Origin of the sequence: Undibacterium paludis, from assembly GCF_022568815.1 — a bacterium.
Taxonomy (GTDB): domain Bacteria; phylum Pseudomonadota; class Gammaproteobacteria; order Burkholderiales; family Burkholderiaceae_D; genus Undibacterium.
Genome location: NZ_JAKZHX010000018.1, coordinates 56,416 through 73,382 on the forward strand (window position 1 = coordinate 56,416; position 16,967 = coordinate 73,382).

General features: G+C 54.8%; 11 protein-coding genes. 4 read left to right on the forward strand and 7 right to left on the reverse strand.

Annotation, left to right across the window (positions count from 1 at the left end):
* Nucleotides 1–40 precede the first annotated feature (40 nt).
* The gene (locus LZ463_RS25085) at nt 41–1,306 is read right to left on the reverse strand and encodes a DUF4382 domain-containing protein (RefSeq protein WP_241459051.1); all 1,266 of its coding nucleotides are present in this window, start codon (nt 1,304–1,306) and stop codon (nt 41–43) included.
* Between the two features lie 197 nt (nt 1,307–1,503).
* Complete coding sequence (locus LZ463_RS25090; RefSeq protein ID WP_241459052.1) at nt 1,504–1,710, reverse strand: YMGG-like glycine zipper-containing protein; 207 nt, start codon at nt 1,708–1,710, stop codon at nt 1,504–1,506.
* A 689-nt stretch (nt 1,711–2,399) separates the two neighbouring features.
* Between LZ463_RS25090 and LZ463_RS25095 the strand changes: the two genes are divergently transcribed.
* The 4 genes from LZ463_RS25095 (at nt 2,400) to LZ463_RS25110 (ending at nt 6,329) form a co-directional block, all read left to right on the forward strand.
* Entirely contained in the window at nt 2,400–3,836 is a 1,437-nt protein-coding gene (locus tag LZ463_RS25095) for a sensor histidine kinase (protein ID WP_241459053.1), read from the forward strand.
* Between the two features lie 61 nt (nt 3,837–3,897).
* A complete protein-coding gene (locus tag LZ463_RS25100) occupies nt 3,898–4,392 on the forward strand; it encodes a hypothetical protein (protein WP_241459054.1) in 495 nt (164 codons plus the stop codon).
* Complete coding sequence (locus LZ463_RS25105; protein WP_241459055.1) at nt 4,392–5,777, forward strand: sigma 54-interacting transcriptional regulator; 1,386 nt, start codon at nt 4,392–4,394, stop codon at nt 5,775–5,777. Before LZ463_RS25100 ends, LZ463_RS25105 begins: the two co-directional genes overlap by 1 nt.
* Nucleotides 5,778–5,993: 216 nt before the next feature.
* Nucleotides 5,994–6,329 (forward strand): BON domain-containing protein, encoded by a 336-nt coding sequence (locus LZ463_RS25110; protein WP_241459056.1) that lies wholly within the window; start codon nt 5,994–5,996, stop codon nt 6,327–6,329.
* A 562-nt stretch (nt 6,330–6,891) separates the two neighbouring features.
* Here LZ463_RS25110 and LZ463_RS25115 read toward each other — a convergent pair.
* The 5 genes from LZ463_RS25115 to LZ463_RS25135 all read right to left on the reverse strand — a co-directional run bounded on the left by LZ463_RS25115 (nt 6,892) and on the right by LZ463_RS25135 (nt 16,963).
* Nucleotides 6,892–8,655 (reverse strand): DUF4214 domain-containing protein, encoded by a 1,764-nt coding sequence (locus LZ463_RS25115; RefSeq protein ID WP_241459057.1) that lies wholly within the window; start codon nt 8,653–8,655, stop codon nt 6,892–6,894.
* Nucleotides 8,656–8,891: 236 nt separating this feature from the next.
* Entirely contained in the window at nt 8,892–9,704 is an 813-nt protein-coding gene (locus LZ463_RS25120; protein ID WP_241459058.1) for a YfaP family protein, read from the reverse strand.
* Between the two features lie 35 nt (nt 9,705–9,739).
* On the reverse strand, nt 9,740–10,516 hold the full coding sequence (locus tag LZ463_RS25125) for a YfaP family protein (protein WP_489686150.1): 777 nt from the start codon (nt 10,514–10,516) through the stop codon (nt 9,740–9,742).
* Complete coding sequence (locus tag LZ463_RS25130; RefSeq protein ID WP_241459059.1) at nt 10,513–12,315, reverse strand: DUF2300 domain-containing protein; 1,803 nt, start codon at nt 12,313–12,315, stop codon at nt 10,513–10,515. Before LZ463_RS25130 ends, LZ463_RS25125 begins: the two co-directional genes overlap by 4 nt.
* Nucleotides 12,293–16,963, reverse strand: coding sequence for an alpha-2-macroglobulin family protein (locus LZ463_RS25135; RefSeq protein ID WP_241459060.1), 4,671 nt, complete (start codon nt 16,961–16,963; stop codon nt 12,293–12,295). The genes LZ463_RS25130 and LZ463_RS25135 overlap by 23 nt, the downstream gene beginning before the upstream one ends.
* Between the last annotated feature and the right edge of the window lie 4 nt (nt 16,964–16,967).

Genomic DNA, 16,967 nt, shown 5'->3' on the forward strand with positions numbered 1-16,967 from the left:
AAAAACGCCATTCACTGCTTGAATGGAGCTCCCGATAACATCAGGGCACTAGCACAAAGTTGATGTCGGTTTTATTTCCCGTACTGATATCAACGTTACTTACCGCAGCAGTCTTGTATCCGTTGGCGCTGGCTTGTACCGTATACTTCCCTGCACCGGGCAAGACAGCCTTGTCACTCGTGAAAACAAGGGGGAGAACAGCGGTATATTGCGCCAGCAGTGGGGCGACTGTTGGCAGGTTATGCAGATTGTAGGCAGCGGTAAGCGCATCTGCATTGACATATTTCATTGTGAAGCCTGGGCCACCCGTAAAGCTTTGCCTGGCTGACACGAGTGGGACTTCGGTCACGCTGATGGGTGACAGCCCTGCTGTCCCGCTAATGTCGGCCGGGTAGCTGACGGCAGATGGCAGATTCAGCGGTGTTGCCGGATTCGACAGCAAGGTGACACTGGTGCTGTTCATCACCGGAACGTTGGCGATGACGGCAGGGGTTTGATTGTCTGCCGTAATGACGACATCATAATTGCCTGGCGGCAGGCGCCCAAGAAAAAATTCACCCGTGCTGACGTTCGGGACGGTGGCACTGACGACCTCACCGTTTTGCTGGGCGCTGACAAACACATGGTAACCGAGCAGGGCCAGATTCATGTAACCGTCTATACCATTCAATACGGAAGGGACCACCTTGACAACGGGTTTCAATCCATATTTTCCATTACCTTTGGTGACGATGGATTTGCATGCATCAAAATCGATGACGACATCCGCTCTCTGCCCGGCAGCGACATCAAATTCATTGACAAGCTTGATGCCGTTGACTACTGCGCTTGGTGTGTCCAGGGGGACCTCTGCCGTGGTGCCGCTTGCCACGATGGAATTGGCGATGCCGTTACCAGGATTGGGATCAAGCACCAGCCGTATCTGTGAGTAATGGCCAGGTGTCAGGGGTGTTTGCCCCAGAGGTAAAAGAGTGCCGTTGTTTAAATTGAGTAAATTGATTTTCTGGGCGGGGTTGAGTACGATATCTGTCCAGCCAGCATCATTTTCATTTGCGCTGGAGCTTTGGTTTACCCGGATTTTATTGACTGTAATATTAACGGCGTCAAAGCCGCATGAGGGGGCATCGGTCAGTGACACATACAAGACGCCATTTCCAGGTGTCACAGTGACACCGCTCCCGGTGACATTCACATTTCCATTGACACTGACGTTGTTGCCGTCATAACCGCCCCCACCGCCACAAGCTGCCAGCAGAGTAGCAATGACGAGACTGCTGCCTCGATGCCACGATATTGTTGGTTTCATTTCTCCCTCCGTTTTTTGCGTTTATACGATGGACGAAGTGAATGACGGAGATTGTCTTCCAGTTTCAGGCTGTGACACTGTGTGTTGACGTGGTTGATGTCTACATCATTCAAACATCCAAAGAGTTGATCTCATTTTTTTGAAAATTGCCCGGGCAGCTGTCGCGGCAGAAAACCTTAAAAAACGCAGGGCCGATATTAATGTTTGACTTTGTTCCCAATGACACCACCTACGACCGCACCGCCAACGGTGCCTACAGGACTGCCGTTGGTCAGTACTGAACCGGCAATGCCGCCCAATGTAGCGCCGATGGCAGTATTTTTTTGCTGGTGTGTCATGTTGGCGCAGCCAGCCAGGGTTACTGTCATGATCGTGACGGCGAGCGTATTATTCCATTTGCTCATGATGTTCTCCTTCACTGAATCCTGCCGCTTTGCGAGAAGCGGTATCTTGATCTTCCCGGTATGACTTTCTTCGAATTCGTAGAGTCCGTCATGCCGTTACTGCAAAAAGATGTTTGCAGGTTTTGCTAAGTTTGAATATCTGTCGATAGCATAGCGCTGCTAATCATGGCTAACGCTGATATGCTTGCGCCGGTCAGCACACAGTGATGGATCACTGTTCATCTTTGCCTGACGGTAATCTGATGTTTTTTCGCTTAAGAGCTGCTTCCAGAACGCAAGCCACATCTCATTAATTCATCATAGGTAGCCCGGGTCTGCTTAAGCGTAATAATTGGTAATATGATGTAAGCGCATGTAAAAGTTTTTTATCCCGGATATGTGATCGGTGATCAAAAATTGTAATCAGTTTCAGACAGATAATGCTTCTTTTTAATGCCTTGAATCGCACCAGCGACAATATAAATGGCTCCTCAGTATCGTTTTACGTGCCAGGATAAATAGGATAGAGTTCTGGACTCTGATGAGAGCTTATTGATTGGGACTTACGCAAAACCGCCCCAGCTGCGTTGTTAGCTCCTAGCCGTACTTAAAGTACTGTCTTCGTCGCTACGCCTTGCTGGGACAATTTTGCGTAAGTCCTATTGATATCAATTATTTCGGCATTGCTAAAGCGCAAGATGCAGAGGAATATGCGGACCAATCTATCTTTCCGTCAATTGATACTGGCCGGCTTCATGTTGATCGCGATTCTATCAAGTTGTGTTTCAATGTATGCTCTCTGGACGATTGAACGGATTACCAAACAAGGTCAGGAAGTTGCTCAAAAAGCGATTGTATTGACAGAAGAGACGCAACGACTGACGGAGCTTACCATTTCCATGGAGCGCAGCGCCCGTCAATATCTGGTGCTGGATGACCCGAGTTTCCAGAATATTTTTGATCACGCCTTGTTGGAGGCAACTTCTTCTTTGCAATTGCTGAAGAAGAATAGCAATGACTTGTCCATGCAAGACATGGAAGACTGGCGCAAAGAAAGTGATGTTGTCAGCGATATCGTCCGGAAAAATCGCCCCCGCAGCAAATCTGCAATGCGTGATGAGCAACAGCATTTGCATGCAGCTTTTTTGCATCTTGCAAAAATCAATGACCGCTTGAGCCTGGCTTGTAAACGCGAGATCGGACAAAGTAATATGATGTCACTGAGCGACCTGGAATATCAGCGCAGCGTATTGACCGGGGTCGTGGTCGGAGCAATCGTGTTGGCCATGGCGCTGGCGTTATTGCTGGGCGGGTGGCTGTCACGTCCGTCGGGACAGATACAGGCTGCAATAGAAAGACTGGGTGAAAATAAATATGATCAACCGGTCGTTGTCGGTGGCCCGGCCGACATGCGGCGACTTGGCCAGCAACTTGACTGGCTGCGACAAAGACTGGCGATATTGGAGGACGACAAGAAACGTTTCTTGCGTCATATATCACACGAACTGAAGACACCCCTGGCGGCATTGCGAGAGGCAGTGGCGCTTTTGAATGAAGAGGTCCCCGGTAAATTGAATGAGCAGCAGCATGAAATCGTACAAATCCTGGGAAAGAACACCTGGTCCCTGCAGAGTCAGATCGAAGATTTGTTACTCTATAATGCAGCGGCCTTCGAGGCGCAAAATTTACTGCGTACTAAAATCAATCTGTTTCAATTGCTTGAATCGGTTGTGCAGGACCAGTATCTGCAATGGAGCGCCCGCAACCTGGATGTGAAAATCCGTGGCGATAAATCTGTTGAGATCGCAGTTGATGGCGATAAACTGAAAATCGTTTTTGCCAATTTGCTGGCCAATGCGATCAAGTTCAGTCCACCACATGGCCTGATCTATTTTGCTTTTGAATTGGTTTCCGGAATAGTAAAAATCGATTGTATTGACCAGGGGCCAGGGGTTGCAAGCCAGGATGTACCCCATATATTTGACCCGTTTTACCAGGGGAGTATACAACCGCCAGGCGCGCGCCAGAGTAATGGCATTGGCTTATCCATTGTGCATGAATATGTTACTGCCCATGGCGGCAACATACGATTATTGCCAGGTGCAAGCGGGGCACATTTCCAGATGATGTTGAACCATGAATCGTAAATACTTATTGCAATGTGGCCTGTCCTGTTCGCTATGTTTTGCCCTGATCGGGTGTGGCATCATGTCATCAGACAAATCTGCGCAACAGTCATTACCGGTCACTAAAGTTCCTGTTACTCCTCCTGTTTTACCGCCCGTGAATATGAATGACGACATGCTCGGCTTCTATTTGCTGATGCGGCAGATGCCTGCCCAGGACTTGCAAAAAAAATTGCAGGAACTTAATACGCAGGCAGACAGCCCTAAGCGCAATCTTCAGAAGGCAATCATCTTTGGGTTGATGCGCGGCACGGTCGATCTTAATCGCGCCCTTGCATTGCTGGACGCCATCTTGAAGTCTGACGATGTAGCCGCTCAAGCTTTGAAACCGCTCGCCAGCCTGTTGTCTGCCAATTACAGTGAATGGCGCCGGCTGGACGATGCGCTGGAAAAACAGGCTCAGCAAACGAAAGAAGTACAGCGCCGGGCCGATCTGCTGAACCAGAAACTCGATGAGTTGAAAAACATCGAACATCTCCTGCCTACACGTCCGCGCAACAGCAACGAAAGCCACTGATGAGCAATGCACGCCTTTTGCCACATGTCTTGCTTGTGGATGACGATACAGATATGTTGACCCTGATCTCCATGCGTTTGCGGGCGGCGGGTTACAGGGTCACTGCGGTTGACAATGCCGAGGCTGCCCTGGCGATGCTGGCAGTTGACCTGCCATCGCTAGTGATTTCTGATATACGCCTGCCGGGGATGGATGGGCGGGCGCTGTTCGATGAAATTCGCCGTCAGTACAATGCCCTGCCAGTCATTTTATTGACTGCACACGGCACCATCCCTGATGCGGTAGATGCGACCAGCCACGGTGTCTATGCCTATCTGACCAAGCCATTTGACGGTACGGTATTGCTTGAAAAAATCAAGGAGGCGTTGCAACTGGGCGGCATATCTTCGCAGTTGCAGAATAGCGATACCAGCTGGCGAAGTGAATTGATCAGCCGCAGCCAGAGCATGGCAGAACTATTGGCCGAAGCCAAGCTGGTTGCCGGTACCGATGCGAGTGTCCTGATCCAGGGGGAGAGTGGCACAGGCAAGGAATTGCTGGCACGCGCCATCCATAGGGCAAGTGCCCGCGCCAGGGCGCCGTTTGTCGCCATCAACTGCGGCGCCATACCTGAACAGTTGCTGGAGTCCGAATTGTTTGGTCATGTCAAGGGGGCATTCAGCGGAGCTGTTTCAAGCAGGGCGGGGCTGTTTCATTCCGCTCATGGCGGTACTTTGTTCCTTGACGAGATTGGTGATATGCCGCTGTCGCTGCAGGTCAAGCTGTTGCGCGTGCTGCAGGAGCGGCAGGTAAAGTCTGTCGGGGCAGACCATAGCAGTGCCGTGGACGTAAGAATTCTTTCTGCAACCCATCGTGATCTGGAACTGGCCTTGCGTGAGGGGCAATTCAGGGAAGACCTGTATTACCGCCTGAACGTGGTCAGGCTCGCTTTGCCGGCATTGGCGGACAGAAGGGAAGATATCAGTTTGCTGGCAAACTATTTCAGGCAGCAACTGGCCGAAAAATACCGGAAGAAAATTAACGGCTTTTCACCCGATGCGCTCGCCAGTCTGATGTCTGCGCCCTGGCCTGGCAATGTCCGTCAGTTGCATAATGTCGTCGAACAAGTGTGTGCTTTGGCGACAACACCCATTATTCCCCTTTCACTGGTTGAGCGCGCCTTGTGCGCACCCACCCTGGAACTGCTCAGTTACCAGGAGGCACGTACGCGCTTTGAGCGTAACTACCTGATTCAGCTATTGAAATTTACCGATGGTAATGTCTCGGACGCCGCCAGAATAGCAGGCAGGAACCGTACTGAATTCTATCGCATGCTGCAAAAGCACCAATTGACACCGAACCTGTTCCGCGACGATGCAGATGTTGTCGCTACCAAGAGACAGTAATTAAATCAATAAAATCAAACAGTTATAAAACAAGCCTGATTTGCTGTCGCCAGCTGGCGACACTTTCCCTGTCGATATCATTGCTGATTTGCGCAATGCCAGAATATTTCAGACTAAGTGTTTGATTTTTAAGTTTTTTTATTTCCTGGCACAGCTTGTGCTGTAGAAGTGATGCACGTCAACAAAGACGCTGTCACTTAACTGAAAGGAATAATTATGCAAACAGGTAAATTGATGCTTCCAGCAGTATTGCTCGCTTTTGCTGCGGCAATCTCGACGTCTTCTATCGCTCAAACACCAGCAGACGGGATGGCTGTAAAAACTTCCGCTGCAGCAGCAGATGACTCCGCCATTACGTCGAAAATCAAGGAAACACTGGCAACAAACAAAGATACCTCCTCGTTGAAACTGCAAGTGGCGACAAATCAAGGGGTTGTTACCCTGGCCGGGACAGCACCCAGCGCCGAAGCGGTAGGCCATGTCCTGAAGCTGGTTGCCAGCGTGGACGGTGTCAAGGACATACAAAATAAAATACAGGTGAAAGCAAGCTAACCGGCTGTAACTGCTGTAACGAAAGTGAAGGACGTAACACTTTTTTTCGCTGCGTGACCTTACCCTAGCGTAGCGATTCTTTTATTCCGGTCACGGATACGCTGCCCCCAGCTCACTCGAGTCATTGATGTCCTGGCGTTCGTGACTGCAATAGCTGAAGTGAAAATAAAAACGCCTGCCTGATAGTCAGGGCAGGCGTTTTTCATTATTCAGTCCGTACGAAATGCGGTACAAACTATATTTGATGTGTCATCGAAAAATCAGGGTTGAATACTTACGTTTCAAGTCAGGTTTAGGCTGATGTATCTACAGAGGGACATCAATTCATAGATGGGGCGGTGTAGACTTACTCATCAACAACGGCAGCACCAGCACGACTCTCAAGCGGCCATACGTTATCGTGCCATGATGGCTGGTCGGACCAGACCACATTGTGTGACATCCAAGGCTTTGCATGGCGCTTCCAGCGCTGCAGGGGGCGTTGCTGGGCGGCGGCATAAACACTATGGCAACGGGTGCCCGTCTGCGTGGGTATGGCAAGACGGGGAAGGGACAACAGCACCTACGCCAGCAAATCCCCAACGGCAATATTACCCGTAGTGCCCGTCAGCTTGACAATGATATCCCCCGCACCGACCGTCGTGCCAGCGATATGCTCTATCACATACGACCCGGCGGCGGCACCGGCTGCAACGTTGACGACGAATGCTTTGTAGTCATTATTGCTGAGGGTACCCGCGCCGCTGGCGATGTTGGCCGCCAGGCTGTTGAAATCGGATGTGGCGATGTTGATCGTCCCCAGTGATGTCGCGTTGACACCAGTATGCAACACGTCTGCGCCGCTGGCCTTGAAGTTGTTGACGGTAACGAGTCTGGTCGCGATATTTCCAAGGGTAGAACCAGTTACCGTGATGTTGTCCACGCCACCGCCCGTGGCAGACAGCTTGATGGTTTCCAGGGCTGCGTTGCCGGTAACGGTAAGATTGCCTGTTGGGGATGCAGTGACGATGACATTCCCCGCGCCTGCCAATGCCAGCAAAGCGTTGCTCGCGGTTGGGTACACGGTGATGTCCGAGTCGTGGGTGGCAGAGGTGTTAACGGTCAATAAGCCGTTGCCGTTCATCTCGATTCCTACAGCGCCTGCGCCATCGGTTTCGGTGATTGTATTTGCGCCTAGCGTACTTGTACGGATTCTGATACCGACTGCCGGGTTGATGGTGAGGTTGACTCCTGTCGCCAGGTTAAGCATATAAAAATTTTTCAACAGCGCCGCGTTCAGGGTCACTGCGCCTGCATCGTCAATGGACAGGGTGCCGCCGCCGCTAGCATTGGAGAGGTCGAAGGAAGCTCCTGCCAGGTTGGCTATGGTGGAGTCGATGTTGATACGAGAAGTGCCAAGCTTCATATACTTGACTACCTGATTCGGCGCGCCCAATGTCACACCGATATCGCCGGAATTTCCGTACAGATTGAGCGTTTGCGCGACGTTCCCCAAACGAAGAGAATCGAAACGCCAGAAGCCATAGTCGTTGATGGTGCTGAACTGGTTCATGAACGGGTCAGTCGTATTCAATATGAAGCTGGCATCATTTATATTCAATGTGGGCACACCCGTTACGGTTGCCAGGTGAGCCGTATCGCTGAGGGATGCGACGTTGAGCACATCCGTGCCGCCATTGCCAACGATGGAAGTGCCGCTGGCCAGCAAGGCACTATCTGTTGCCGAAAACGTGTCGTTGCCAGCTGTCCCCATGTTCACCACGCCGGGCTTGACGACAATGGGTGCTGCCTTTGGGTCAGGCATGGCTGTAAAGGTGGCGTCAAGCTTACCTGCAGCGGTGACGCCGGAAGCGGCATCGGTGACGCCAGCTAGCCAGGCTTTTGTCAACGCAAAGGCATTACCATTGGTCTGGCTGTAAGCAACCTGCAAGGACGTGCTGGCCGCCATCTTGCCGGTAAAGCTATTGGCAGCGGCTAGCTTGGCAGCCACGCTGGCAGCATCTGCACCGGTCGCGCCTGCCAGGATGCCGATGCCAACCTGACTGAGGCTGAACGTACCATTGTTGATTTGCCCGACCCAATACGCCAGCGCGTCAGCGTCGGCATCATGGTTGAACAGGTTCTTAAACAGCGCGTTGACCTTCTGCTTGGCCGTCTCGCCCGCATAAATGTCGACGTATTCGATCTGTTGCGAAAACAACTGGGCAAGCTGCGCTACAGTAAAGTTTGCCTGCGGGCCGGTCGTCCAGTAAGTGAGACCGGCAACATCGGCAGGGCGGTTAAAGTAAGCGATGTAAAGATTTTGTATTTCGTTGACGCTTGCCATAAAGAGCCTTTGCTGGTGAAAGTATGTAAACGCGGAATGAAAAAAACAGAAAAATGCAGATGGTTTTTCAAGACACGATACGCAACAGATACCTCAGGGATTGGGCGCGCATGAGCGTTACGCGAAAAAATCTGCTATGCATGAAAAGCTGTGTGAGAATCATCTACTGCAAATCGCTCTCGGGATGATGAATAGTTAAATGTTTTTCTTGGAGTCATACTACCTGAATGCCTCCGTCAAAACATAAACGACTTCACCAGATTCAAGTCCCCGATCTTGCGTAGCGGTATGACAAAGCTTTCGCGTTTTTCCCTGGCTGTGTTCTCGTAGAAAATCAGTGTCACCCTGGTGGTGATGATGGGTTTTTTGCGCTGGCTTTCGTCGAAGTTGTAGCCGCCGGCTTCGCTGTAGTTGCCCCAGTAGTTGACGAAGACATGGTAGGCGCCGTGCTGGGGGGCGACGGTGGTGAACATTTCGGGGCCGGGGCCGTCGACGCTGTCGACGTCGAGGCCGCCGCCGCCGTTGAGGACAGGGGCGCCGAAGAAGGCGTGCTGGCCGTCCGGGGTGATGATGTGCAGGTCGACTTCTGCCTCTGGCGCGTCCCATGAGCAGATGATGCGCAGCTGTGGTGACAGTTGCTGGCTGTTGGCTTCGTAAAACTGCACACGTTGCAGGCTACCGTCCGGCCCTTTGATTTCTACATTGTTTGAACCGCTGCCAAAGGCATAGTGGCGCTCATAGCGGCCGTCCTTGCCATAGTTGAGTACCATGGGGTTGCCGTTGACAATCAGGGTGTGCTTGCGCTGCTTGCCGGCATCCCGGATGTGGCCTGCGATCAGAGTGCGGTTGCGTTGCAGGCCGCGGTCTATCGGCGGATTGGGGTAGGACATGCGGCCTTCACCAGACTTGTCGATCAGGCCGTTATAGTTCCAGCCGCCGCGCGGGGTGCTGATGGTGGGCTGGTCTGCGTTTTTGTCCTGGGCCAGGCTGATGGCTGTTGTCAGCAGCAGGGCGTTGGCCAGCAGCAGGTGTTTTATGTTGATAGGCATGATGTGCTTGTGCTCATTCAGTGATCATTTGGTGATCATGGATAGGTAAATGATTTGACCAGGGTCAGCTCGCCGGGTTTGCGCATCGGCACCTGGAAGCTTTGCTGTTTCTCCGCCAGGGTGCCTTCCTGGCTGATGATGGCGACTTTGGCGATGGTCAGGGCTTTGCTGTTGTCACCGCTGCCGTAGTAATTGACGTACACATGGTAGGTGCCTTTGGGGGGGGCAGTGTTGGCATAAATCTCTGGACCGTAGCCGGTGGTGACGTCGACATCGAGCGCGCCGCCATTGTCAACAACACGGTTGCCATAGAAAACATGCTGGCCATCGGGTGAGATCACATGCAGGTCAAGGTCGGTGCCGTCGCTGTCCCAGGACAGGACAACGCGCAGGCGCGCATTTGGGCGGCTGGTGTTGGTGTCGTAGAACTGTACGCGCTTGACGTCGCTGCCATCGGGGCTGCGTACTTCCACACTGTTTGATCCCGAACTGAAAGAATAGGGGCGGGCAAACTCACCACCTTCGCCGATGGACAATGGCATGGCTGCGCCGTTGACGACCAGCTTGCCGGGACGTTTTTTGCCATTGCTGCTGATGCGGCCTTTGATCAGCGACATTTCATTCTGGCCTTCGGCATTGACGGATGAAGCCGGGTAGTGCACGGGCTGGCGAAAGCCTGCGACTTCGCCGCCGCTATTGCGCCAGCCCCCGCGCGGTACTTCTATGTCAGCAGCGCTGGCGATGCTGCTGGCAGTCAGCAGACCGGTACATAGTATCAACGTCATGGATGACAGGGCGTGAAACTTGATCATGTTGTTCCTTCTATCAGGCGGCGGGCCAGTTTTTCTACATAGTTTTCGTTGGCGCCGTTGGGATGAAATCGTAAGGCCAGGTGCAGGTATTCATGGGCGAGGGTGATGCGCTCGTCCAGGCTGCGCCAGCCACGCACATAGATGCGCATGCGCTGCTGGTCTGAATAAGGGTTGCCAGTGGCCAGGCTGCACACGGCTGGCGGCTTGTCGGGGCTTTCAAAGCCGGGTTCGCGACGCAACAGGGTTTGCCATTTGCCCGATGCTGCGGTCAGCCAGCTTTGTGCCGCCAGCAATGGCTGGCAATCGGACTTGCCATTGATGCTGGCGATGGCAGCCTGTGGATAGCTGCTGGCCAGTATGCGTTCAAAATTCCAGCCCTGGCTGGCCTGCTTGCCTGCCTCGCTGAGCGACATGCGGTCTTTGCCAGCCTGATCGTTGTGGTAGCGTACATTGGCTCCCTGCAATACCAGGTCGCTGGTGTACCAGGCAGCGGCCAGTGCGGCTTCACTCGGTGGATTGGGGCTGACACGCTGGCGGCTGGTGGTATCGGCAATGCGCCAGCAGCCATGGTCAAGCGTGGCGTTTTGCAGCAGGTAACTGCGGGCGGCGATGGCCAGTGCGCGCGCCACCTCGGTATTGCTGCCGTCGCCTTCACGGTCTACCACGCGGGCAACATAGTCATTGACGCTGAAGCGACCAGTGATTTGCGCCGCCATGCCGGGGCTGCGGGCCAGATGAAGGCTGCCATTGCTGTTGATGTCGAGCTGATTGTTATTGGTGAATTGCAGACGGTATTTGCCATTGAGGCTGCCTGCCCTGGCCGGTAATGGTGTTGAACCAGCCAGGCTCATGACTTCGCGCAGCGGGTAGCGGGCAAAAAAATCGACGGTGACGCATTGGCTATCTTCGCCGAGGTTATCGGCGCTGACGATACCGGCCCAGCGTGGGGTGGGCAATGCTGATGCCAGTGCCGACGCCCAGGTGCTGAGGGTGGAGCGGCTGGAGCCACGCCCACCAAACCAGAAAGGCGTGCCATCGGCCAGCCAGCCGGCAGCGCCGCCAAAAGCCGTGCCGTCGGGCAGATGCCAGGAATAAGTCTTGTAACGTATGCCTGTGCCGAGTTGCGCCCAGGCTTCGCGGCCGTAACCCTGTATGGCGGTTTCCAGCAGGGCGGCCCTGGCGCTGGTGCGCGCCTGGGGTGAAAATTTGTCCAGCGTGGTCAGCAGGTCTTTGATGCTGATCTGGGTGTCAGGCTGTAACTGGGCCGGGCGTTGCAGCCAGTTGACCTCACTGCGGTCTTGCCAGTAAGTCTTCCAGCCTTTGTCCGTCAGGCCCAGGCGGGCTGGTGAAAAATAGGGCGCGCAGGAACGGGCCAGGGCGGTATCACGCTCCACCGTCTCGCCGGGTTCGCAGCAATAGCGGTCTTCATTGTGGTCTTGCTTGGAATCGTGCTGACTGAGTTGCTTGCCTGCCTGTTTATCGTGCTTTTCTGTTTTTGCGACGCATGCGTAGGCCGGTTCCTGCACCCGATTGTCTTGCAGGTAGGCGTAGACGAACAGCTTCCACAAGCTGCCCATGGGGATTTTTTGTTCTGCGCGATTTTTGTCCGGTGTGCTGTCTGGTGCTGACAGTGAGCGCACTTCCAGCTGGCCGTCGCGCAGCCAGGCAACGCTGGCCTGGTCGCCAGCGTTGCCTGCTGTTGCTGCCTTTGCTGCCGTCAATCCCATTCCTGCCACCATCAGGGTGATGGCGGCAAGGGGCATGACTGATGCACGATCAGCGGATTTCCATGAACGCACGTGGCTTGTCCTCAAAGGCTTTTTGCTCAGGCTGGTACATGCGGTAATAGCGTGACGGCGGCAGGGCGAACCTGCCGGTTTGCGCCGCCCTGATCAGGTGGCGTATCACGACCGGGCTGTCAAGCACATCGACAGGCACGGCATAGCCGCGCGGTGTCTGCTCGTAGCGGGCGCGTTCCATCACTTCCATGTCCTTGCCGCCAGGGAAGCGGACGTTGATGCCCCAGGTGGAGCGGTCAGCCGCCGTGCCCGGTGGCAACGCCACTTCAACAATGCCAAAGTTCAGCGCTGTACCTGCATTGGGTGTCAACACCACTTCATCGAGATAGACTTCATCGGTCTTCAGTGGTGCGCCGTCCGCCAGCAATTCCAGCTTGAAGCCGGCCTTGCCAGCAACCGGAGCAACCGGAGCAACCGGTGCTGCCGGTGGTGTTCCAGCTGGTTTGCTGGCCGGTGCGCTCGGTGCCTTGATCTCTTCCGGTATCAGGCGATAGATCTTGCGTTCCAGCTTGACGGGCAGGGCAGTTTTTTCTGGCTCACGACTGTCGAACTGGGCAATCGCCACCATGTTGGCGCCGGGGTTGGAAACCATTTTGATGACAGATGGCGCCGGTGTGCTGGCTGTCCAGCGGAATACGCTTTGGCCGGTGGCGCTGTCGCGTGCCTGCCAGCCGGCTTCGAGTTCGACCTTGGCCATGTTGTTGCGCAGCAGCGGATCATTCGTACCGGATTTGCCACCCATGGCGCGGTATGTCCACAGCAGGGCGAGGGCGCGGTCTATGGTCGGGTATTCTGCACGCACGCGTTCCAGGACGGCGGCTGATTCATTGGCGGGGCGTTTGCCGGTCAGTATCAGCAGGGCTTCACCCAAAGGCAGGTCTGCCTGGTGGACGCGCTGGGCGGCATCAGGCAGGGCCGCAGCAACGGCTGCACCAAGATTACCTTTGCTTTGCTGTACCACATAGGCAGCCAGCAGGGTGCTCATGGCGTTTTGCAGGTCGTCATCTTTTGCGGCAAAGATCATGCTGCCCATGCCTGACCGGGGGCTGGCTGCGGCCGTTGCAGGTTTGGCCGTGCCTGCCGATTTGCCCAGTTCTTCACTCAGGGCTTCAGCCATGGAGCGTACCGGCAGGCCCATGTCCTGCATCCAGTACAGCATCAGGGCGCGCTGCCAGGGGGACTGGTTGACGCCATCCTTGCGATAGACTTCGGTCAGGCGGTCAAAATGGCCGTCTGGCAGTGTCAGTTTCAGCGCGCGGCTGGCATGCCAGTCGGCATAGTAGGCATAGGTTGTCAGCAGGGCGTCGCCGTCTTTTTCTGGCACGCTCCACCAGCCGAACGTGGCGTTCGGACCAGCCATTTGCGCCAGACGGAAGCGGTAACTGTACAGGCGTTGCGTCAATTGTGCAGCCAGCCTGTCTTCGCTCGGCAGGGTTGCCTGCAGGGCCAGGCTGTAGGGGATCAGCCGGCTTGATGTCTGTTCCACGCAGCCATACGGGTAGTCGATCAGGTCATCCATCAGGCGGCGGAACTGTGTCGTCGCACTGTCAGCAAATTGCAGTTGCACATTGCTGGCATCGGCGGGCAGTTTCAATACGGTTTCCTTGCCGGTGACCGGTACGCTGACAGAACGCTGGCTCAGCCAGTGTACGGGGACTATTTTCAGCGGTACATTCAGGGCATCAACAGTCTTGCCACCAACGTTCAGGGCCAGGTCTATCTTGTTATCGAGGCCGTTGGCTTTCAAGGGCAGCGAGATGAAGTTGGCGCCTGGTTTCAGCTTCAGGCTTTCTTGCTTGTTCAAGCCAGAGCCGGTGACGTTGAGGCTGGCGGCGGCTTCCTGGTTGCCCTGGTTGAAGATGGCGACGCTGGCATTTGGCGCATCCTGCACGCGCATCCAGTTCGGGCTGGTCCATTTCACATAAAAGTCCTTGTCTGAACGTACATAGGCAATGTTCTGACCGACGCTGCCGCTGGCGGCGGTAGCACGGACGGTGACGCGCCAGCGTGTCAGTGAGTCCGGCATGGTGAAGGTGAGGCGGGCGCGGCCACTGGCGTCTGTGGTCACACTTGGCTGCCACAGGGCAGTGTCCTTGTCTTCACGGCGCGGGCGTTCCAGCACCTTGATGGCGCGCTCATGGGTTTGCCCGTTCGATGGTACAGCCAGTTTGGATGGTGGTGCTGCCAGGTCATAAGCGATGAAGCTGAGGCTGGCCGACGTGCGCACATTATTGCGGCGCGGGTGGTAGAAGAAGTCAAACACGTCCGGCGCTATCTCTGGTTGCAGCACATAGATCATTTCATCGACCACGCCAACGGTGAGCTGGCTGCCGGCAGCAGGCTGGCCACCGAGCATGGCAGTCAGGTCCAGCGTGACTTTTTCACCTGGTGCATAGACTGCCTTGTCGGCCTTGACTGCGACATTGATGCGCGGCTGTTCAACCTTCAGCCCCAGGTTCTGGAAGACATAATCGCCTCCTTTGACATACACCACAGAGAAGGTAATGTTGGGGCCATAGGTATCCTGCACCGGTATTTCCACCTTCCACTGCATCGGTGAAATGCGCTTGGCGCTGAGCCAGCCGCTGGCCGTAGTCATCAGCGCGGTTTTCTCTACCTTGTCACGTTCCAGCGTGAACAGGGCCTGGTCCACCTGCTGCGGGAAGGTGACCAGGGCGCTGGCAGTCTCGCCCGGCTTGTAGCTGCTCTTGTCAAACACCATCTCTATCGAACCTTGCGGTGCACTGACACCGGCGCCGCTGACATAGTGCGAAGTCGCGCCAAGGATATTGCCCGCTGCATCACGCAATGACAGGTTATAGGTGCCGGGTTCGGCAAAAGCCATCGTCAGTTTTGTGGCGTTGGCCAGCTTGCCTGTGCTTTTCTTCTGGTCTTCGAGCTTGACCCAGTCCCAGCTGACGGGGGCGCTGAGTGTGCTGGCGGTGTTGCCAGGCACGGGCAGGGCAGTCAGGGCAAAGTTCATGTTTTCGCCAACCGCTGAAAAGGCACGCTCAGCCTTGATGCTATAAGTACCTGCGCCGCGCTCCACCAGTATCTCTTTGGTGGCGCGTACGCGGTACGCTGCACCGTCCGTTGCCAGTACAGACAAGACATAGCGGCTCGGCTCTTTGGCTGCGGGCAGTTTGAAGTCAACAAAACCCTTGCTGTCCGTGGTGAATGTGGTGTTGCTCATCTGTACCGGGAACTGGCCGGCATAGCCGAGGTCGCCTTCAACGATGGTCAGGCGTTGCGCACGTACGGTCAGGTCGGCCTTGGCATTGACGACGGGTTTGCCGTCGGGGTAGACCAGTTGCAGCTGACCCTTGATTTCTTCATTGGTCTTGTAGTCTTTTTTGCCGGGCAGTACATTGATTTCAAAATGCGGCTTCTGGTATTCCGCTACACGGAAGGCTGCGCCATAGTTGTTGCCCTTGTAGCTGAAGCGGATTTCATAACCACCGGCGACAGCATTGTCGGGCAACTGGAACACGGTATCGCTGCCAGACTGCGGACTTATCTGCAGGTTCTGGTTCGCTACAGGGAAGCCATTGGCGTCAAACACTTGGAACTTCAGGTCCCCGGCGGTAATCGGTGTTGATTCACGGGCAGAGACAAAGGTACGACCGAGGAACTTGACATAGACGGTGTCACCAGGGCGGTACAGTGGGCGGTCAGTGACGGCGTACATCTTGGTGTTATAGATTTCGCTGTCGTAGTAAAAGTTTTCTGCGACGAATACACCGCCTTTGGCGTCTTCACCATAGACATAGGTTTTTTCAGGGGCGTCACGTTCGAAGTTGGCGATGCCGCTGGCATCGGTCGAGCCTGTGCTGAGGATACCTGCGCCGTCTGTCCAGACGGTTTTGGCGTCTGCTACCGGCTGGCTGCTGCGACGGTCAGCCACCCATACCAGCATCTGCTTGCTCGACACCTTGGTGACGGCGATGGAGTCAGACACAAACACCAAAGTCACGGCGCGGAATTTGCCGACCATGGCTTCGACCAGATACAGGCCAGGTTCTTTTTTGCCCAGTGGTATCATCACATTGCCTTTGGAGGTGGCGATGAATTCACTGCTGCTGCCGTCAAGCTTGACACCCTTTGGCGGTTTGATCTCTTGCGCCACCTGCACTGGATAACGGAAGCTGTCAACCAGGGTATGTGCTTTCAATGGCTGGTACAGCGGGTTCATCTGCTGAGGTGTTGGCGACTTTTGCAAAGGGTGTACGCGCACCTCTGGCACTTGCGTGGTGACGGCATTTCTGGCATCGGACGAGAACAGCTTGCGCCACATGCGGCGTGAGGCATCCCACCAGTTATCCCAGACACGGGCCAGTGCATCGGCAATGCCCTTGCCCTTGTAATTGCCCTGGGTGTCTATGCGGTGGAGGTTCTTCTGCGCTTTTAAAAATTCCAGCGGGTCCTTGACGCGGTAGACATATACGTCCACACCGCCCAGTTCTGCAATCTGGCTCATGTCCTGGGCTTCCAGCCGCACGGTGGCATTGTCGGCCGAACCATAGGCGGCGTCACTGAGCAGGAAAAAGGCAGAGCCGCCGTCCTGGGCCAGTGCGGGCATGAATAATAACAGCGCAAAGACGGCTGTCAGGAAACTCAGGTAACGGGGTTTGTTAATGTTAGCTCTCATAGTG